This window comes from Ruegeria sp. AK4, from assembly GCF_056541025.1.
Genome location: NZ_JBQFXS010000001.1, coordinates 273,781 through 294,237 on the forward strand (window position 1 = coordinate 273,781; position 20,457 = coordinate 294,237).

Genomic DNA, 20,457 nt, shown 5'->3' on the forward strand with positions numbered 1-20,457 from the left:
AATGCGCGCCTTCATCATCCGGCCCTTTGGCACGAAAACCGCCAAAAGCGGGCGGGAAATCGATTTCGATCTGATCGAAGACGCCCTGATCGGCCCGGCGCTGACGGCCTCTGAAATCGAGGGGCGGACCACCGGCGACATCATTTCGCAGGGCAACATCCGGCGCGATATGTTCCAGCGGTTGCTGACGGCGGATCTGGTTGTTGCCGATATCACGGTCGACAACGCAAACGCGTATTACGAACTTGGCATCCGCCATGCGATGCGCGACCGGGTCACGATACTTTTGCGAGGAACCGCTGCCAAGGGCACGCCGGAACCTGATCCGGTGCCCTTCGATCTGAAAACCGACCGCTACCTGTCCTATGATCTGGATGATCCGGCGGCATCCGTGGACGACCTGACCCATGTGATCAAATCGAGCCAGCGAAACCTCGAATCCGACAGTCCGGTCTTTCAGATGCTGCCCGGCGTACAGCCGCAGGAGAAGCTGAAGTTCCAGTCCGTTCCGCGAGATTTCAACGAAGCGCATGCCGTCTATTCGCATGACCAACGGCGGTCTGAACTGTCTTTGCTGTCCGAAGAAATTGCGCGGTTCAAACCGGAATGGGAGTTGCTGGGGCAATTCATGATCGCCAAGTCCCTGTTCGAACTGGGCGCATACGGGCGGTCGGCCAAAGCGTGGGAGCACGTCTTGCAGCTGGAGCCGGACAACGTCCATGCGAACCTGAAACTGGGAACCTGCTATCAAAAACTGGGCGCGCCGGGGCGGTCGAACGTGGCCCTTGCCCGGGTCGAGGCGGACCGGCAGACGGCGCATGACAATGCGGAACGCCTGTCGCTGATGGCCAGCAACAAGAAAAGCCAGTGGATCGATGACTGGGAGGGCAAGCCAGCCGATGACCGCGCCGACGCCGCGCTGGCCTCGGGCCATTTGGATGAGGCGCGGAACCTCTATGCCGCAGCCTTCAAGCGCGATCTGAACCATTATTATTCGGGCTTCAACGCGCTGGCCCTGACAGTCATTGAACTGGAACTCGCAAACGCAAATTTGGACGCATGGCGCGCTGCATTCCTGTCCGAGGATGAGGCCGACACGCGCCACGCAGCACTGGTGCGCGAACGTGATGAGCTGGCGGTTGCCGTTCAGGTGTCTCTGGACGCGGCAACGCGACCGGATGAGAACGATGAATGGCTGCTGCTGACCCGCATTGATCTGGCGCTGCTGACCATTGACAGGCCCGACGCGGTTGCGCGCCAGTACCAGCGCGCTTTGGGCGGGCTCAGCCCTCAGCAACGGGATACGGTTTTGCGCCAGTTGGAGATTTACACCGGTCTTGGCGTCCGCGCCGAGGTCGCTGTGAAAGCCGCCGAAACAGTCGAGAAAATGGGGACGGAACGGGCCCAGTCCGTGGACAATCCAATTCCGCTGATCTTTACAGGCCACCGCGTTGACGCGCCGGGCCGGGAAACTCCGCGTTTCCCGAACACGCCCGCAGCTATTGACGCCGCAACGCAGATGATCCGCGCCGCAATCGAGAAAAGCACCGATGGTCTTGAAAACGTCATGGGCTTTTCAGGCGGCGCGAACGGAGGAGATCTGATCTTTCACGAGCAATGCGCCGAGCTGGGTATCGAAACCACGCTGCTTCTGGCGCTGCCGCGTGAGGACTACATGAAAGCTTCTGTAAATGACGGCGGGGCGGACTGGATAGACCGGTTTAACAAGGTCTATGCCGCGCTTTCTGACCAAAACCGCGTTCTGGTTCTTCAGGAAGAACCCGATCTGCCAGCCTGGCTGTCGGATGTCGAAAACTACAGCGTCTGGCAGCGCAACAACATCTGGACGCTTGGCTTCGGCTTGCTTGCGCCCCCGGGACAAGCGCGGCTGATCGCGTTGTGGAACCAGGAGCCGGGCGACAGCCCCGGCGGAACGCAAGAGATGGTCGGCCTGGCGCGCGACTATGGCATGGGCATCGAATTGCTGCCAGCGGCCGAGCTTGCTGCGGCGGCTGACTAGGTGCTCGGCCCAGTAATTCCTAGATTTTTTGCCTGTTTTCCGGCAGACTTCACAATGCTGCCGACCTACGGGTTATTTAAGGGTTCGATTCAGTTAAGGGGGGCAAGGATTACCTGCCTTGTAACCACAAAGGATTTTCTCCGGCATTTGACCGGAACATGACCATAGGCTGATATCGGGCCAACCACGAATGTTTTGATTTTTACTTTTGACGAGTTGGGGGAATATGGAAGGCACCAGGGCGCAAACCGCGTTATCCTCGGGCATGGTCTCCGGGGCGGAGGGGCTTGGGCCGATTTATTGGAGCAAGGCCCACAAGCTGGCCATTGATCGCCTGCGTTTTGCCGTCACTAGCCAGGCGCCGCTGACGATATTCATCGGCCAGATCGGAACCGGGCGAACCCGTCTGATCCGTGAACTGACCAAGCGCAAGTTTTCAGATGTCACCATCGGGACGCAGTACAACCCCGACGCGTTTTCGGGCGAGGTTTGTTCCGACGTGCTGTCGGTCTTCGACCCCAAACACAAACCCAGCGGCGACATCGAAACCGAGCGTCAGAAGCTGTCGACCCTGTTGGACAAGTTTCACGGCAAGAAGCGGTTCCCGGTTCTGATCGTCGATGATGCCGATATGCTGCCCAACCAATACCTGGGGGCCTTGTGCGCCTTGTGCGACCAAAGCGCCGGAATGCGGCCCATGCTTAAACTCGTTCTGGTCGGGCAACCCGGGCTGACGGACGTGCTGGCCTATGAACGCCCGGACCTGACCGGCCCGGCCTTTACGCTTAGCGGGATGAGCGAAGAGGACGTCACCGGATTTATTGAAGCGAGGTGTTCCAATCTGGGTGCCGACAGCAGCATCTTCACCGAGGATGCGGTGGCCGAGGTTGCCGCCCAAACCGATGGCATCCCCTCACGCATCAATGCGCTGTGCGACCGGGTGCGGCAGTTTGCGGCCAAAGAAGGGCTGGTCGCCCTCAACCGCGAACACATTCGCCGCGTCGTTGCCCTGACCCGGATTTTTGGCACGGGCCGGTTTACCTCCAGCGTTCCAACCCCGCAGAATGATGAGGAACAGGCTTCGGAGGTTGAAGCCGCATTGGGGATTGGGCAAGCGGAAACGGTCGTTTCGGATGCGCCGGACAGCCCGCAAACCGCACCAGAGGTGGAAGAACCCAAGGCTGCGGCCGTCCCTGAGCCGACAAAGCGTTCAGGCCGCAGGAAAACCCTCCTTGCCGGTGCGGTTGTTCTGGCGGGCATAGCCGCCGTCGCCGTGCTGCCCGAGACCGGAACGCCTGTGGGTGACCGCCTGCTGCCATTGCGCGACGATGCCATCGCAGCCTCGCAGCGGTTTTTGGCGGGTCTGTCTGACGGCGGTCAGGGGGAAGTCATTGCCGACTTTGATCCCGATCAGATTACCGCCGCGCAGGCCCGTGTGGCCCGAATTTCCGACGCCCTGACAGATACCGAATTGTCTGCCAGCGGACAGTACCGGGCCGCGCTGGACCTTGCAGACACCACCGCCGATGCGGCCGTTGTCGGCTTTGCCCGCGCGGCGCTGTCCGGTCATGACCGGTCGGCCTATTACCTTGGCCAGATTTTTGAGACCGGCGAGGGCGTGCCGGTGGATCTGGAACTGGCAAGAGCCTGGTACAAAGCCGCCGGGCCAGAGGTCAGCGGGGCGGTCAGCCGTCTTGGCGATTTGCAGCCCGCTGTCGAGGGCGAAGCGCCGTCTTCGCCCATCCAGCTGTTCTCGCACAAATTGCCGGGTGGGACGGTCGAACTTGTCTGGACCAGCGGGGACGGGTCAGACCCGTCTTTCTATCGCATCGAACTTGCAACCGCGGACGGGGATATCACGCTGAGCGTGCAGCCCATTGCAATCTCGGCGATCCGGCTGACAGCGCCCGAGGAAGCGCAGCAATGGCGCGTTGTTGCGGTGGATGAAAGCAGCGGCACGCAGGTCGCCTCGCCATGGGTTGCAATCGGCCCGACTTAGGCCCGCCACGGCAAGGCGCGGGGTCTCAGCAGCCAATCACAGCGCAAATTCTGCTGCGGTATGCGGCGTTGGCCTCGCTTTCGATGCTGTCCTGCGTTGGCGCGGCGGCGACCGGTTCGCAGGCAAGGTTGTAATCCTCGCTCAGCCCGGCGTTCACGCATTCCGAGATGTTCCAACCCGGCGGAATATCGTTCAGGTCCACATCGTTCCACTTCGGATGACCTGACTGCTGCAGGGTCTGGAACTGCTTCACAATAAGGTGTGCGGCGTCCGATACCGCCCGGCAGCTTTCCCGGTGATAGGCATTGCGCCGCGGGTCGTATTCATAGGTCATCAGCACGGCCTTTACCGCCACGACATCGATGGTGTCCTGCTGGAACGGGTAGGTGCCGGCATCGATCTTCGAGGGCGTGTAGACCGCTGACAGCGTCGGGTCGGTGATGGGCAGAAGGTGCAGTTTTTCCGGGTCGATCTGATCTGTCTGGAAAATCTTCGTTGGGGCCCCGGCGACGTAGAAAAACGCGTCGATATCGCCGGCAAGCAGCATTTGCAGCGATGTATCGGCGTTGATGGTCAGTCGTTCCGCCGGGGTAACACCGGCCAGATCAAGAACCAGTGAGGCGGTCAGAAACGTGCCGCTATCCTCGACGCCCACCGCAACGCGGCGACCGTTCAGGTCAGACAGCGAATTCACGTCGCGCTTGGCCAGAATGTGGACCTCTTCATTATACAGGGGAAAGGCGATGCGGACGCCGAAAATGGCCCGCGCAATCTCGGGGTCTTCGCTTGAATAGGTCTTGAGGTACTCCAGCACGTCACTTTGCACGATGCCCAATTGCGTGTGGCGACGCTTGCGGACACCCAGAAAGTTCTCGAGCGACCCCGCGCTTTCCTGCACGATCAGGTCGATGCCGCAGGCCGAGGCCAGATCGCTCATGTCACGCCCGATCTGAATGTAAGTGCCTGTCGGCCCGCCGGTCAGTATGTTCCGTTCGAACGCCGAAGCAGAGACCGGCAGCGTCAGCCCAAAGACTGCGATCGCCGAGACCTTGGTTAAAATCTTCTTTAGTTTAAATAATTTCATTTCACCCTCCCAATAAAAACCCTGAAAACTAGCAAATTTCTCCGGACCTGATCAAATGCAGCAAGGTCTGGCGGTTGATCTCTCCGGTGGCGGATTTCAACGCCTCGGTTGCGCAACTGCCGCTGGCCAGTTCGGCGATCAGGTCTTCGATAACGCTTGCAGACAAGTCGCTCAGCCCCGGCGCGCCGATCAGCAGTGAACGGACGCGTTCCACAGGCCGGGCGACCTTGTCGGCTGGCGGGGACGTGACCGGCAGTGCTGCGGGCTGCTGAGGTTCTTCTGCAGGCTCGTTCTGAGGCTGCGGGTTGAGCGACGAAAACCGCGAATCCGCTTCATCGGCGAAGCGTTCCAGCTCTTCAAGGTTGGCAGACAATCTGGACAGTTCATCGCGATAGGCCGCCGCTTGCAGGCGCAGGGAATCGAGTTCGGCCTTGGCGGTGGCGACATCCGTTTCGGATTCCGAAAGATCGGCCTGATTATCCGATTGCTGTTGCCGCGCCGCCTCGGCGTCTGATGCCGCCTGAGCCTTTGCGGCTTCCAGTTCCGCGACCTGCGCGGCTGCAGCTTCGCGCTGCGATTCCGCCTCGGAAACCTCAGAGGTCACGCGGTCCAGTTCCTCGCGGGCCAGGGTGATTTCCTCTTGCATCCCGCGCAGCTGGGCTTCGGCGCTGGCGACCTGAGCGTTCACGTCCTCCAACGATTGCGACGCCGCGGCGGTTTCCGTGGCACGGTCACTTGCCAGTTCGACCTCGGCGGTCAACTGGACCAGTTCCGCGCGGCGCGCATCTACGTCGCTGCGCAGTTGGTTCAACTCTTCCTCTGCCGCAACGGCGGCCTCGGATGTCTGCTGCAGTGAGGCGACCATCCGGTCACGCTCTTCATTCGCGGCGGTGGTTGTGGCGGTCAGGTCGTCGCGCCTTGCCTCAAGTTCTGACAGCTCAGCCTGCGCGGCATCGCGCTGGCTGGCCGCATCGGCGATTTCGGCGGCAACGTTGTCGCGTTCAAGACGCATATCTTCCAGTGCGGCCTGCAGGTCCGATCTGGCCTGATTTTCCCCTTCGATTGCCGACTGAATCTCTGCTTGCTGCGCCTGCAGTTCATCCCGCTTTGCACTCAGTTCAACCAGTGTCGCATTGGCCTCCGTGATCGAACGCTGCGATCCCGCCAGTTCTTCGTTCGAAGCGGCGAGGTCCACTGTCAATTGGTCCTGCTCCTGACGCAGACCTTCAATCGAGGCTGTCAGGTCCTGCAGGGCTTGCTCGTCCGCTTGCAGCGCACTCACCGCGTTTTCCGCTGCGGATTTTTGCTCGGCTGCAGATTGGACTGCGTTTTCAAGTTCGGTGCGCTCTGCCGCCAATGTCTCCAACTCGCCGGAGATCGCGTCGCGACGGTTGGTCAGGTCAGTCAGCGCCGTCTGGGATTGGTCGACCTCGGACCGGACGGTCTGCAATTCCTGCCGCAGCACAGACAGATCATCCTCCACCGACTGACGCTCCAGTTCCAGTTCCGCCAGATTCAACGAGGCTGCTTCGGACTCAGCGCCCGCCGCGCGCGCTTCTTCGATGGTGGCGGCGAGGGATTGGTATTCTTCCCTGCGAACGGCAATTTCGGCCTGCAGCGCAACAATTTCGGACTGCGTGTCGGACAGGGCGGTTTTTGCCTGTTCCAATTCGGCGGCGGCGTCCGCAGTTTGCTGGGCGGACGCGGACAGTTCCTGCTGTGCTTGCTCCGTTTCAGCGCGCAACGCTGAAAGGGCATCCGTGCCTTGCGCCAGTTCTTCATCAGCCGCCAGTTTCTGGCCGCGCAGGGCTTCCAGCGCGTCTTGCGTGGTTTCGATTTCGGTCTGCAGTGCCTCAAATTCTTCGGTGGCGCGCAGCAGATCTAGGCCTGCCGTTTCCTTCTGCTGTTCCATCGCCTGAAGCGACGGCTCGGCATTGGCAATGATTGCCGAGAACTCCTCGGCCTCGGTGGCCAGTTTGTCCCGTTCGGACGTCAGCGCCTGAACCTGTTCTCGCAACTGCGCCTCTTCCTGCTGCAACGCGCTCAACGCCGCCGTTGCGCCCTGTTCCTGACCCTGAGCGGTGCTGATCGCAGCCTCCAGCGCGTCTTTTTCCTGACGACGTTGCTGCGCCGCGGTCTGCAAACGCTTCAAATCCGCCGTGGCGCTGACGATTTCTTCGTGCAGGTTCGACAGGTCGGACTGAGAGGTTTCAAACTCGCTCCGGGACTGCCCCAAAGCCGCGCCCAGTGACTCAAGCTCATTTCGCTTTTCGGAAAGCTCGGACGTGACCGTCTCAAGATCAATGCGAGAAGTGACAAGGCTTTGGTCCAAAGCCTCTATCTCCAGGTTCGCTTTTTCCTGCGTGTCCTGCAGCGCCGTGACCTCGGTCTGCAATTCGGCGGCGAGCGTGCGGTCTGCTGCCAGCTTGCTTTCAAGGTCTTCCATCTCAAGCTTCAGCTGCTCAAGATTGCCAACCTCGGCCCTGGACGTTTCGACCTGAGTTTGAAGCTCGGCAAGCTCGGCGCTGGCTGTCTGGCTTTTGGCCGTAAGTTCTTGCAGTTCGGTTTCGGTTTCGGCCAGCAACGCGCCCTTTACATCTACCTCGCCTTCCAGCTGGGTCCGGGCCTCTTCCAGCTCGGCAATGCGCGTTGCGTGGTCCAGCCTTTCGGCGTCGGACGATGTGATCTGGGCCTGCAGGGCAGACAGTTCACCTTCGGCCTGCTCAATTTCTTTGACCAGATTGTCTTTGGTCGTCTGCGCTCTGGCGATTTCTTCTTCCAGCAGCGCGAATATCTTTCGCAGCGAAGCGGCTGTTTGCGTTGACCCATCAGGCAGCACCGATGGCTCTACAGGGTCCCGCGCAAACGCGGCAGGGGCCCAGGCACCAAAGCAAACAGTAAAAATTACACAACAAAACAGAGGAAGCCGTGCCATCCCCCACACTCCAAACAAAAAACGGCTCAGCAAGTCTCTCACAGGTTCGTAAAAAAGTCGAATCACGCGTGCATTCAGATATTTGGGCTTAAGGACGGGTCCCGCAGATCATCGGCGTTGAACGAAAGGCGCGGGGCCAACGGGCGCAAGTTTACTCCGCCGCCAGGTCTTTTTGCCTGCAATAACATGAGGCTTTGATTTCCACATCCGAACGGGCAAGGGCCTTATCCAGTTGCAGCCTGATATGCGCGGCTTCGACAGTTTCACCACGCCGGGTCAGGCATTCGTGTAGCCCGTGCAGGCTCCAGACATTACCGGGATGCTGGCAGGCCCGGCTGAGCGTTGCGTCCAGCCCGAGGTCAGCGCGATAAACCGCCTCGGCCTCTTCGACCTGACCTTGTTCCAGAAGAAGCGCACCCAGGGCGTGCCGGGTGGGCTGCATCCAGCCCCAGGGCTCGTCGTAGGGCAGGGCATCGTCGATTTCGACCGATTTGCGCAGATGGGCAAAGGCCGTTTCCGTTTCGCCCTTGTGATAGGCTAGTTCGCCCAGCATCATCTGTTCAGCGACCTGCAGGATATCGCGGCAGGTGTTGTTGAACAGCATCCGGCTGTCCGGAACACGCTCAAGAGCTTCATAGAACTGGGCTTTTTCAGCCTCTGCTTCATCAATCCGCCGGGTATTGGCGAAAGCAACCGTGCGGGCATAGCGCATCATGGCCAGCGTAACGCTATAGAGGTCCTGATCCTCGGGCAGCGCCTGATCCAGAATCTCCTGCCAGCGGCCAAACCGGATCAACACGTGCTGCTTCATGGGAATGAAGGCCTCGAACCAATCCGCCATCGGGCGCAGCGTGTCTGTCGGCAGGGTTTCGATCAACTCCTCAGCGGCTTCAAGCGCCGCATTGGGCTGGCCCAGAAACATCGCGCCGTAGATTTTGAAATGATAGTTGTGGCATCGGTAGACCGAATAAAAGTTGTCGGCCCTTTCAAGCGCCAGAAACTTCCGATCCGCCACAATCGCCGCTTCGTTGCGCAGGACCACATTCATGTAATCCCCGCACAGCACATCCACATGCGACGGCATGTGCAGCAGATGCCCCGCATCCGGAACCAGAGTGCTGAGCGCATCGCCATGGCGCAGCGCGCGTTCGGGGTGCGGCGACATCTCCATCAGGTGGATATACATGTGCAGCAGACCGGCATGGCGCCAGGCGCCGGGCAACGTGTCGAACGCCTTATCGAGCACGGCGATGGCCTCAAGCGTATTCGCGCCATCGGCTGGTTGACCGCTTGGCAGGTCCCAAAGCTGCCAGGGCGTTCGGTTCATGATCGCTTCGGCAAACACCGCGCAGACATCCAGATCGTCGGGGTGTTTTTCATAGGCCTTGCGCATGGCGTCGGCGAAGGCGTCATTCCACGGGCTGAAATCTTCGATATCCGACGTGTCAGGATAACGCGCGGGCAGCGCTTCGATGAACGCGCGCTCGACCGCCGAGAGGTTGTCCAGCCCTGCAAACGCCTCTTCGATTGCGCTTTTGGCAACTTCGATGCAATCCGGCTTTTCGTCGTCTTCGAATGTCTCCCACGGTTTGTTGTAGTTGGGGCCGATGCAATAGGCGATGCCCCAGTTCGCCATCGCACAGTCGGGATCGGCGGCCAGCGTTTTGCGAAAGCACTCGATCGCTTCTTCGTGGTTGTAGGCGTAGGTCCAGGCCAGTCCCCGGTCGAACCACAATTGCGCGTCTTTGGATCGTGTCGAAACCGGTCGAGAGTATGTGCCGAGGTCGTAGTAGTCCATCATAGCGGCCTCCTTCCCCTGTATCCGATCAGGGTACACCATCCGCCCTTGTCTACAAAGTGGCACAGGGTTGCAGCGATTGCCCTATAGTGCGAGTACGATGCGCCCTGACTGCCGCGCTGTGTATAGGGGCTGCTGCACGGTCATAAAGGAAAGACGCGCGTGTATCTGGGTCTGGATTTGGGAACATCGGGTCTTCGGGCCATTCTGGTCAATGAAGACGGGCAGGTTGCAGCCGAGGCTGAAGCGGCCATCGAAACCTCGACGCCTTATCCCGGTTGGTCCGAGCAATCTCCGATTGACTGGATCGGTGCGTGCAAACATGTTGTCGGGGCCTTGCGGAACACCAACGCAGCCGCATTTTCCGCACTGCGCGGTATCGGGCTGAGCGGTCATATGCACGGGGCAACGCTGCTTGATTCCGCCGGGACGGTGCTGCGGCCCTGCATTCTGTGGAACGACACGCGGTCAGCGCAGGAAGCCGCCGCGCTGGACCAGATGCCCGAGATGCGCGCAGTGACCGGCAACATCGTCTTCCCCGGCTTCACCGCCCCCAAGCTGGAATGGGTGCGTGTGCATGAGCCCGATATCTTCGCAAAGGTCTCTAAGGTTCTGCTTCCGAAAGATTATCTGAGGTTCTGGCTGACCGGAGATTACGTTAGCGACCTGTCTGACAGCGCCGGCACCGCATGGCTGGATGTTGGGCAGCGGAGATGGTCGGACAAGGCGCTGGAGCTGAGCCAAATGAGCGCAGACCAGATGCCGCGGTTGGTCGAAGGCAGCGCGCCGGGCGGAGAACTGAGGCCCGAGCTTGCGCAGGAATGGGGTTTGCCCGGACCGGTCGTTGTCGCGGGCGGGGCCGGGGACAACGCGGCGGCGGCCTGCGGGATCGGAAGTGTCAACGAAGGCACCGGGTTTGTGTCGGTGGGCACCTCAGGCGTTCTGTTGGTTTCGAAAGACAGCTACGCGCCCGCGCCAGAGACCGCCGTGCATTGCTTTTGCCATGCGGTTCCCGAGCGGTGGATACAGATGGGCGTCATTCTTTCCGCCACCAACAGCGTGAACTGGCTGTCGCGCACCCTTGGGCAGCCGGTTGGCAAGCTGGCCGCCGCTCTGCCGGACAAGGTCGATGGGCCGTCAACGATCACCTTTCTGCCCTATCTGTCCGGTGAGCGGACGCCGCATAACGACAGCTACATCCGGGGCGCGTTTCTGGGGCTGGATGTGTCATCCGGGTCCGCCGATCTGACACGCGCGGTAATGGAGGGCGTTGCGTTTGCCATGCGCGATTGTCTGGAAGCTTTGCAAAGCACCGGAACCGGGCCCGGCAGTCTGCTGGCCGTCGGCGGCGGGGCGCGATCCCGGTTTTGGTTGGAAACTCTGGCGACCGTTTTGAAAATACCGCTGGCCTTGCCCAAAGGCAGTGAATTCGGAGCGGCCATTGGCGCCGCCAGACTCGCAGCCTGCGCCGCGAGCGAAGCGGAAGTGGCCGACATCATGACACCGCCCGAGATTGCCGAACTTATTGAGCCGCGTGGCGATCTGGTTGACGCATACGAGGGCGAGTATCAGCGGTACCGGCAGTTTTATACGGCATTGTCGCCGCTGGCGGTGCGATGACGATGGGGAAGGGCGCGAACATCAAAAGGGTTGTGCTGAAAAACGGCGAGATGTCCGTCGCCCTTCTGAACTACGGCGCGATCACTCAGGGGTGGTGGCTGGGGGGCACGCCGCTGATCCTTGGTTATGAGACCCCTGAAGACTATCTGACCGATCCGTATTACATGGGCGCAATAGTAGGCCGCGTCGCCAACCGGATCGGCGGTGCGCGGTTCGAGTTGGAGGGCACTCGATATGATCTGACAGCGAATGAGGGCGGCAACACGCTGCATGGCGGCAAGGCGGGCCTGTCGCATCAGCACTGGACCCTTGAACAGGTTTCCACGACCGAGGCCGTTTTGAACCTCACCTCACCCGACGGGGAAAACGGTTTTCCTGGCGAGGTCCGGTTTGAACTGCGCGTCCATCTGAATCATCCACGCCTGACCTATGTGATCACCGCGCAGCCGGATCGTCCGACACCGATCAGCATCGCGCAGCATAATTACTATACGCTGGGCCGTAAGCGCACCGTGTCAGAGCATCGGCTGAAATTGGCCTCGGACCGGTTCCTTGAGGTTGACGATCAGGGGGTCCCTCCGGGCGCGTTGCGTAGCGTGGGGGAGGGTGGTCTGAATTTCACCCACTCGAAGCCAGTTGGCGAGGCCGCAACAGACTTGGACCATTACTTTGTTTTTGACCCCGATCGGGATCATAACGACCAAGTGGCGGAGGTCCGCGCGCCGTCGGGCCTTGGCATGGCCGTCTATTCCAACCAACCGGGCGCGCAGGTGTATTTTGCGGCGCATCTGTCCACGCCTTTCCAAAGCCGAGCAGGGCTGTGTATCGAGCCCTCAGGATACATCAACGCGCTGAATATTCCCGCGTTTCCGTCAATCATCTGCTCGCCGGATACCCCGTACCGCCAGACGCTATCGCTGGAGATTTCCGGGTACCGCTGAGGACCAATTGGCAGGCCGACGTGGCCTACCCTATCCGTTCGGTGCGGGCAGGTTCGAGATATGCATTGAGACCGCGACAAAAAACAGGACACTGCCGATCAGGACAAAGACGTGCCAGATGGTGTTGTGGAAGGGCATCCGGTCCATCAGGTAAAAGACCACCCCGGTGGTGTACATTACCCCACCTGCCAGCATGAAACCCACGACTGTCAGGGGCAGTTCGGTCAGCATTGAACTGCCGGCCCAGACGGCGGCCCAGCCCATCGCAAGATAGAGAAACAGCGCGAACCACTGAAAGCGGCCGGGGTCCACCATCTTGAGCGCTGTGCCGATGATGGCCGACCCCCAAAGCCCGGCCAGAAAGCCGGGTGCCGGAACGCTGGACAGCATGATGAACGGCGTGTAGGTGCCCGCGATCTTGACGTAGATCGCCGAGTGATCCAGCCGCCGCAGAAGCCCGCTCCAACGGTCGTTTTCGACCATGTTGTACAAGGCGGAAAAGACCAGCATCAACAGCAGCGATACGCCATAGATATTGGCGCTGAGGATGGCGGTTGTTTCGGATCGATATGCAACAGTCAGCGCAATCAACGCCGGGACGGCGACCAAGGCAAGGCCTATGCCCAAAACATGGACGACACCGTCACTCAGGCGCTCGGCCCGGCTATATGCCGGTCGGATGTGCGCAACTGACCACATATGTATAAGGTAAGGCCGAAGGCCTAACGCTTCAATAACAATAACGAAATCGTGCCAGAGGGATCAGGTCGGATCGTCGCCCGGTTTGGGGTCCTTGTACCGGTTGAGGTCCAGAATCCCCGCCTGTATGGCGTCTTGCTGCAGAAAACTTGCGTTTATCTGGTCGCTTATGGCCCAGAAATCGGGGCTGGTTCGGCGCACGCCGTATTCGGAGACGACATTCATCCAGTCGTCCGGCGCGCGCATGGATTGCAGGGCCTTTGCAAAAGCTTCCAGCTGATTGTCCTGAATTTTGAAAAAGAAGTTCGGATAGCTGCCGATTATCCCTGGAAGGATGGTCAGAGTGTCTTCTTCGGGCGTCCGGCGAGCCTGTTCGTCGAACAGAAATGCCACGTTGTCATGCGCCTTGTCATGGATCAGCGTGAATACCTCGGCTGGGCCGCTTTCGGTTTCGATAACAAGAACAGACAGGTCCGGCAGATACTTCACCCATTCTCCGGGATCGTTGGCCAATGTGCCCAAAACCCGACCGGTTGGATCTGACGGGCAGTTGCCATCTGCGCATCTGTTGATTGGGTCCGTGGTCGCCCACAGCCCTTTGCCGCGTTCCAGCAGGGCCAGAAGGAACTCTTGTTTCGGGGTTTCGGTCGCAAACTCGATACCGGTGGCAAAACTGTCATCGACGCGGCGCTGGTGCCAATAGGTGTGTATCTCGGCCAAAAGACCTTTGTACCAGCTTGCGTGCAGTCCGGGCCGGACCTCGCGCGGCAGGAAGGTCAGGAACAGATCCTCGCTCTCCATGCGCAACTCGTCCATGTAGAGCCGGGTGGCGAGTTGGTGTTCAACGCGCCCGAACACGTCGTACCCGGCGACAAGATCGTAATAGATGCGCTCGAACACCGGGTAGTCGATGACCCAGGCGGTCTCGGGGATGCCGCCGTGAAACCCGGTCATGGCCGAGGCATTGTCGAAGTGGCGAAACACGGTGAGCAGCGCGTTGGGGTTGGTGCGGTTGCCGTCCCAAATGGCGTCATATGCGAAACCCGTGTCGTGCAGCGGCGTGTCCTGATACCGCGCGTCCCGGAATTCGAGATACCGGACCTGATTTTCATGCGAGAACCCCTGCAGGTCGCCCAGCAATCCCCGGTCGACCTGCGCGACCGGCAGTTCCAGATGCTCCGCACCGTCCGTAAGATAGGTGGGGTCCGTGATCGACAGATCAAAGTCCGGATCAAGGAAGCTGACCCAGAAGTGGTCTTCGATTACGTCAACGGCGGTTTCGCCGTGACAGACTGGCCCGCGGATGAAACTGCGGACAAAGAACAAGGCGTCGTCCAGCATGAACTGATAGCGGCTGCGAGGCGGGATTGGCGCGAAAGTGCTGAACGGGTTGCCGCCCTCGGCGTCGCCATAAAGGGGCAGGGCCGTCAGCGTCCAGTCCGGGGTCAGGAACAGTTCTTGGAACCGCGCCATCCGGTCGGGGCCGAGGTTGTAGACCAGGTGCTCTTTATGCACGATCGTTTCGTCCACAAGCTGCAGACGGTAGTAGAAGGGGGCGCTGCCCGGATCGTCAAAGGGGCGCCGTGTGGCGATGACCTCGATCTTTTCGCCTTGCGGGGTTGCAGAGCGGACGAGTTGGAAGAACCGGCGCGGGTCGTCGCCCGGAAAGTGAAGCCGGGCGAGGAACAGATGCTCGTACAGATACCGGCTCATCAACTGGTTGCGGGTGTCGGGGGCGTTCAGAAACCCCTCCCACGCGGTAATCTGTTCGGCGATGTTGTCGGGAAGCGGGGTTGAGGCAGCAGGCAACGGCGTTCCATCACGCACCCAATGGATCAGTGTCTGGAACTCGGTGTCAGACAAGGGCGCGGTCGCATAGGGCATCCCGGCAAGCGGATGGCTTTCGCGAAACGCTTCGAACTCCTGCGGTGCGGGGCAGGCGAGGGGGCGGTCGATGGCAAGGGCCAATTCGTCCGGAACCTGTGCGTTGGGTTCCATGGGCCTGATGCGCCCAAGGCCCAGATAGCGTTCAAGCAGGTTCGGAACACCGGTCGGACCACCGGGTTCCGGCACGACCGGGTGGAACCCCAAACCGCGCCAATCCGGCACGGATTGGGCGTCGAACCCCAAACGGGTCGGTTGCGCGTCATTCAGGCGTTCCGTGTGATACACCGCTTCCTTGCTGCCACCGCGCAGCAGGCCCGCAGGGGATGTCAGTTTCAATTGGCAGGGTGCATCATAGCAGCTGTGGCAGACGACGCAGCGCTGGTCCAAAACCCCTTTGACCTCGGCCCAGTCCGTTTGGGACAGGGGGGCGGCGGCCATGAAACCAGCGGATTTTGAGGTGCCGCTATCGGACTGCGCCCAAGCCGACGCGCAGCACAAAAGAAAGAACGCTGTAGCAAAGCCCTTTGGGATTGCCCGGATGATCGACGGTCGCGTTTTCAATATCCGTTACCTCCAAAGCCTCTGGAGCGCTGCAATCGGGGCGACCGGTGCATGCCAGCCGCCCCGATCTTTGGTTATTCGAAGTTGTAGGGCACGCCAGCCTGATTGATCACGCTGTTATACTCGCGGAAGATGCCCACGATTTTCTCGTGCACTTCGCCTTCCTGCGCGATCTCGTTCCAGAACTCTTTCGCGGCGTTTTCCACCTCGGCCCATTCAGCAGGTGGTACGGAGCGCAGTTCCAGCTTGTCGCCATTGGCGCGCAGGGCCGCTTCGCCGCCCCAATACCACTGGTTGCGATAGGTGTGGCCCGCCTCGATGCCCGCCATCACGATGGATTTGAGGTGATCCGGCAGTTCATTCCACCGTTCCTGATTTGCAAACCACGATCCGATCCACGCGCCCGAGATGTTGTTGGTCAGGAAGTAATCCGTCACATCGGCCCAGCCCACGGTGTAGTCCTCGGTGATGCCGGACCATGCCATGCCGTCAAGCTCGCCGGTCTGCACGGCAACCTCGGCGTCTTCATAAGGCAGGTCCACCGGGATGACGCCGAATTTCGTCAGGAAGCGACCGGCGGTTGGGAAAGTATACAGCTTCAGGCCATCAAGGTCGGCGACCGAGGTGATTTCTTTCTTGGTATTGAAGTTGCATGGGTCCTGACCCGCCGCTGACAGCCACTGAACCCCGACCTTGGCGTATTCATCGCGCCAGATATCCGCCAGCCCATACTGGTTGAACAGCACTGGCACGTCGAGAATGTGCTTTGTCGCAAAGGGGAAGTATCCGCCAAAGACGCGCACCGGCGTGGGCGATGCCATCGAGTCATCGTCGGAATGGACCCCATCGATTGTCCCGCGCTGCAGCGCCTGAAACAGCTCTCCGGTCGGGACGATCTGGTTGGAATAGAAAAGCTCAATCTCCAGCTCGCCATTGGCGTTGGCGTTGATGTAGTCGATGGCCGGTTTGGTCACATGCTCGCCCAAAGCGCCGCCGGCATAGGTCTGGAACCGCCATTTGATCGGGGCCTGCGCTTTGACGATTGCGGGCGCGGCGAGCGTTGCAGGGGCCGCAATGGCAGCGGTCCGCAGGAAACTGCGTCTTGTCGTGGTCATTGTCTTCCTCTCCTGTGCTTTTCATTGAACTTCGATCCGGTTGCTCCGGTTTCTCGTTCTTCTTGTGCTCAGTTTCCGTAGACGACGCCCGGAAGCCACAATGCGATTTCAGGGAAAGTCATCACCAATCCCAGAGCCAAGGCCATCACACACACGAAAGGTATGATGGAACGATAAATATCTCCAATAGTTACTTCCGGCGGGGCCATCGCCCGCATCAGGAACAGATTATATCCGAACGGAGGGGTCATATAGGCGATCTGGCAGGTGATCGTGTAAAGAACGCCGTACCAGATCAGATCAAAACCAAGCGCGCCGACCAGCGGCACGTAAAGCGGGGCGACGATCACCAGCATGGCGGTGTCGTCCAGAAACGTGCCCATAAGAAGAAAGCTAAGCTGCATCAGGATCAGGATGATCCACGGGTTCAGGCCCAGTTGAACGGTAAACAGGTTCTCGATGGCCTTCACCGCGCCCAGACCGTCAAACACGGCACCAAAGGCAAGCGCGGCAAGGATGATCCACATGAACATGCAGGTGATCCCCAGCGTCTGCTTGACCGAGGTTTCGAACACCTGCCATGTCATCCGGCGTTTCAGAACGGCGGCCAGAAACGCGGCGATGGCCCCCAGCGCCGAGCTTTCCACAAGCGAGGTCCAGCCGTTCACGAAGGGCACCATCATCACCGCGAAGATACCCAGCGGCAGCAGCCCGGCCCCCAGCAAGCGGAATTTCTCGCCCCAGCTGACCTGCGCGCGTTCCTCGGCGCTCATCGCGGGGCCGAGCGAGGGGTTCAGTCGGCAGCGGATTGCAATGTAGATGATGAACAGGGTCGCCATCATCAGACCGGGCACCACCCCCGCCAGCCACAACTGCCCGACCGGCTGGCGCGCGATCATGGCATAGAGAACCAGCACGACAGACGGAGGCACGAGAATCCCAAGCGATGACCCGGCCTGAATCACGCCAGTCACCATGATCTTGTCGTAGTTCCGCCGCAGCAGTTCGGGCAGGGCGATTGTCGCCCCGATGGCCATACCGGCAACCGAAAGCCCGTTCATGGCCGAGATCAGGACCATCAACCCGATGGTGCCGATAGCCAACCCCCCGGACAGCCCGCCCATCCAGACATGGAACATGCGGTACAGGTCATCCGCGATCCGGGATTCGGACAGGATGTAGCCCATGAAAATGAACATCGGCAGCGTCAGCAGGGGATACCAGCGCATCACCTTGATCGCGGCGGCAAAGCCCAGATCATACCCGCCCCGGTCCCCCCACAGGAAAAAGGCGGCGATGACGGCAACAAAGCCGATGGCCCCAAAGACGCGCTGCCCGGTCAGAAGCATCAGCATCATGGTCGAGAACATGAGCGCGGCGATCACTTCGTAACTCACCCGCGATGCCCTCCTTCAAGGTCCTCGGGGGCGATGTGGACCGGCTCATCATCCTTGGGGCCCATGTCATGGCCCTTAAGGCGCAGGATGTCCTTGAACAGTTCCGAGATCGTCTGCAGCAGCATCAGGAAGATACCGATCACCATGATCGTCTTGATCGGCCAGATATAGGGCCGCCACGCCGAGGATGAGCGCTCACCCCCGTACTGGAAGGAATACATCAGACTGTCCCAGCCGCCCCACAGAAGAAAGCCCAGATAGACCATCAGGAACAGCACGGTGATCGCATCCACCTGACTTTTCCGCCGGTCTGTCCACTCCCCGTACAACAGATCCATCCGCACGTTTGCGCCCATCTGCATCGCGTAGGGCCCACCAAGGATGTAATAGGCAACCATCGCAAACTGCGCCATCTCCAGCGTCCAGAGCGATGGGACAAAAAATGTCTTGGATACCGAGGAATAGAGCAGGATCGCCATCATCACGAAGATGCCATACATGATGATCCGGCCCAGCATTCGGTTCGAGCGGTCCACGAACCGGATATATGCCTTCATCGCAGCGATCACGAGACGGCAGCCTTTGCAGGATGCGCGCTCGGGGATACGGCCCCGGTTTTCGGATCACGGATTGAATTCTTGTAGCTCACCCCGGCATCAGAACGGCAGGTTTTGCTTCTGTCAAGAACGACGGGGCCTTGGAACACCTTGAGAGGTCACGGAATTATCGAACCTGCCTCGGAACGTGTATTTCCCTGAAAACGAGCAGCGGCTGCCGCGAAATCCCGGTTGACTATGGATTGACCGGCGTGCTCGCATACACTGTGACCCAGCGGGTCAGGGGAAGAGCAGGCAAAGCTATGGCCAGTCAGTCACCGAAAAAAGCGGTTTTTCTCAGCGGCAGCCTGATGGGGCATGTCACGCGCATGTCCCTGACAACCAGCGTCGGGTTGATGGCGATCTTTGCCGTGGACTTCATCGATATGGTTTTCATCTCGATGCTGGGCAATGACGCGCTGGCCGCAGCTGTCGGGTACTCCGCGACGCTGCTGTTCTTCACCAATGCCATCAACATCGGCCTGTCCATCGCCGCCGGGGCACTGGTGGCCCGTGAACTGGGGGGCGGGCGGCCGGATCAGGCGCGGCAGTTTGCGTCCAGCGTTGCGGTACTGGGCGTCATCGTCGGGCTTGTTACGCCGGTTCTGGTTCTGATCAACCTGAGCTTCCTGATGTCCTTGCTCGGGGCCGAGGGTGAGGTTCTGCGGCTCGCCACCCGATACGCCTCGATCATCCTGCCGACGATGTGGGTCATGTCGCTTGCCATGGTTGCAATGGCCGTCCTGCGCGCGCATGGGGACGCGCGGCGGTCGATGATGGCGACGATTTACGGCGGGGTTGTGAATGCGGTGCTGGACCCGATTTTGATCTTTGCGGTCGGGTTGGGGTTGGACGGTGCCGCGATTGCCTCGGTTCTGGCGCGCATCTGCATGCTGATCGCTGCGCTGTGGCCGGCTTTGCGGGTCCACAAAGGGTTCACGCGCCCGTCTTTGCGGCAAGTGGTACAGGACCTGAGGCCGGTGCGCGCGATTGCCATTCCCGCCGTGCTGACCAATGTCGCTACGCCCATCGGCAACGCCATCGTGGTGCGTGAGATCGCCCAATACGGCACAGATGCCGTCGCGGGCATGGCTGTGATCGGACGGCTGATGCCGGTGGCGTTTTCGGTCATCTTCGCCCTGTCCGGCGCGATTGGTCCGATCATCGGCCAGAATTTCGGGGCCGAGCAATTCAGCCGCGTCCGCGCCGCCTTTCTGGCGGGCATCAGGTTTACTGCGATTTATGTGCTCGGGATGGCTGCGGTCCTGTTCCTGCTGCGCGCGCCGATTGCCGATCTGTTTCAGGCGCAGGGCGAGACGCGGGTGCTGATCTACCTGTTCTGCGGTCCGCTGGCTTTGGCCTCGTTTTTCAACGGGGTCATCTTCGTCTCGAACGCCAGTTTCAACAATCTGGGTCACCCGGTTTATTCCACATGGGTCAACTGGGGCCGTCACTCGGTCGGGACCTGGGTGTTTGCGGTGATCGGTTCTCATCTGGCTGGGGCCTCGGGCGTGTTGTTGGGGCAGGCCTTCGGCGGCGTTGTCTTTGCGGCGATCAGCTGGGTGCTGGTGACGCGGGTCGTCTCGCGGATGGAACGCGCGCAGGCGCCTGATCCGTTCGAGGATCAGAACCGTTTTCATTCCCTGTTCGGACGCCGGGGGTGGTAGGCTACGCCCGGGTCGGACACTGCGCCGGGCGCTCAACCTCGGGCGGCTCTGCAGCCTCGGCCATCTTCGTTTGCCAATTTGTGAATTCGTTGTAAGCTGCACGTAAGATTGCATAAATCGCTGCTGGTCTGCGCAGTG

General features: G+C 60.3%; 13 protein-coding genes. 5 read left to right on the plus strand and 8 right to left on the minus strand.

The features are described from left to right. Nucleotide 1 precedes the first annotated feature (1 nt). Together ACR0EZ_RS01150 and ACR0EZ_RS01155 are read left to right on the plus strand one after the other, a co-directional pair. Nucleotides 2–2,020 (plus strand): tetratricopeptide repeat-containing protein, encoded by a 2,019-nt coding sequence (locus ACR0EZ_RS01150; protein WP_480609942.1) that lies wholly within the window; start codon nucleotides 2–4, stop codon nucleotides 2,018–2,020. A 226-nt stretch (nucleotides 2,021–2,246) separates the two neighbouring features. After that, nucleotides 2,247–4,019, plus strand: a complete 1,773-nt coding sequence (locus ACR0EZ_RS01155) for an ExeA family protein (protein ID WP_480609944.1) — start codon at nucleotides 2,247–2,249, stop codon at nucleotides 4,017–4,019. Nucleotides 4,020–4,044: 25 nt separating this feature from the next. On the opposite strand, the gene ACR0EZ_RS01160 is transcribed toward ACR0EZ_RS01155, so the two are convergent. The 3 genes from ACR0EZ_RS01160 to ACR0EZ_RS01170 form a co-directional block, all read right to left on the minus strand. Then, nucleotides 4,045–5,103 (minus strand): TAXI family TRAP transporter solute-binding subunit, encoded by a 1,059-nt coding sequence (locus tag ACR0EZ_RS01160; RefSeq protein ID WP_480609946.1) that lies wholly within the window; start codon nucleotides 5,101–5,103, stop codon nucleotides 4,045–4,047. Between the two features lie 28 nt (nucleotides 5,104–5,131). Further along, entirely contained in the window at nucleotides 5,132–7,942 is a 2,811-nt protein-coding gene (locus ACR0EZ_RS01165) for a coiled-coil domain-containing protein (protein WP_480609948.1), read from the minus strand. Nucleotides 7,943–8,189: 247 nt separating this feature from the next. Further along, nucleotides 8,190–9,836 (minus strand): hypothetical protein, encoded by a 1,647-nt coding sequence (locus ACR0EZ_RS01170; protein ID WP_480609950.1) that lies wholly within the window; start codon nucleotides 9,834–9,836, stop codon nucleotides 8,190–8,192. Between the two features lie 162 nt (nucleotides 9,837–9,998). On the opposite strand from ACR0EZ_RS01170, the gene xylB reads away from it, so the two are divergent. Both xylB and ACR0EZ_RS01180 read left to right on the plus strand, forming a co-directional pair. After that, the gene (gene xylB / locus ACR0EZ_RS01175) at nucleotides 9,999–11,456 is read left to right on the plus strand and encodes a xylulokinase (protein ID WP_480609952.1); all 1,458 of its coding nucleotides are present in this window, start codon (nucleotides 9,999–10,001) and stop codon (nucleotides 11,454–11,456) included. Beyond that, entirely contained in the window at nucleotides 11,453–12,397 is a 945-nt protein-coding gene (locus ACR0EZ_RS01180) for an aldose epimerase family protein (protein ID WP_480609954.1), read from the plus strand. The genes xylB and ACR0EZ_RS01180 overlap by 4 nt, the downstream gene beginning before the upstream one ends. Before the next feature lie 30 nt (nucleotides 12,398–12,427). Here the strand turns inward: ACR0EZ_RS01180 and trhA are convergent, their stop codons facing one another. From trhA to ACR0EZ_RS01205, 5 genes are all read right to left on the minus strand, one after another. Then, the gene (gene trhA / locus ACR0EZ_RS01185; protein WP_480609956.1) at nucleotides 12,428–13,096 is read right to left on the minus strand and encodes a PAQR family membrane homeostasis protein TrhA; all 669 of its coding nucleotides are present in this window, start codon (nucleotides 13,094–13,096) and stop codon (nucleotides 12,428–12,430) included. Between the two features lie 63 nt (nucleotides 13,097–13,159). Beyond that, nucleotides 13,160–15,544 carry a fatty acid cis/trans isomerase gene (locus tag ACR0EZ_RS01190; RefSeq protein WP_480609958.1) on the minus strand — a complete coding sequence of 795 codons (2,385 nt, stop codon included), beginning with the start codon at nucleotides 15,542–15,544 and terminating at the stop codon, nucleotides 13,160–13,162. A gap of 74 nt (nucleotides 15,545–15,618) precedes the next feature. After that, nucleotides 15,619–16,659, minus strand: coding sequence for a TRAP transporter substrate-binding protein (locus tag ACR0EZ_RS01195; protein ID WP_480609960.1), 1,041 nt, complete (start codon nucleotides 16,657–16,659; stop codon nucleotides 15,619–15,621). 68 nt (nucleotides 16,660–16,727) lie between these two features. Continuing rightward, nucleotides 16,728–18,056 carry a TRAP transporter large permease gene (locus ACR0EZ_RS01200; RefSeq protein WP_480609962.1) on the minus strand — a complete coding sequence of 443 codons (1,329 nt, stop codon included), beginning with the start codon at nucleotides 18,054–18,056 and terminating at the stop codon, nucleotides 16,728–16,730. Continuing rightward, nucleotides 18,053–18,613, minus strand: a complete 561-nt coding sequence (locus tag ACR0EZ_RS01205) for a TRAP transporter small permease subunit (RefSeq protein ID WP_480609964.1) — start codon at nucleotides 18,611–18,613, stop codon at nucleotides 18,053–18,055. Before ACR0EZ_RS01205 ends, ACR0EZ_RS01200 begins: the two co-directional genes overlap by 4 nt. A gap of 368 nt (nucleotides 18,614–18,981) precedes the next feature. Here ACR0EZ_RS01205 and ACR0EZ_RS01210 point away from each other — a divergent pair, with 368 nt between their 5' ends. Further along, nucleotides 18,982–20,319 (plus strand): MATE family efflux transporter, encoded by a 1,338-nt coding sequence (locus ACR0EZ_RS01210; RefSeq protein ID WP_480609966.1) that lies wholly within the window; start codon nucleotides 18,982–18,984, stop codon nucleotides 20,317–20,319. Nucleotides 20,320–20,457: the final 138 nt, after the last annotated feature.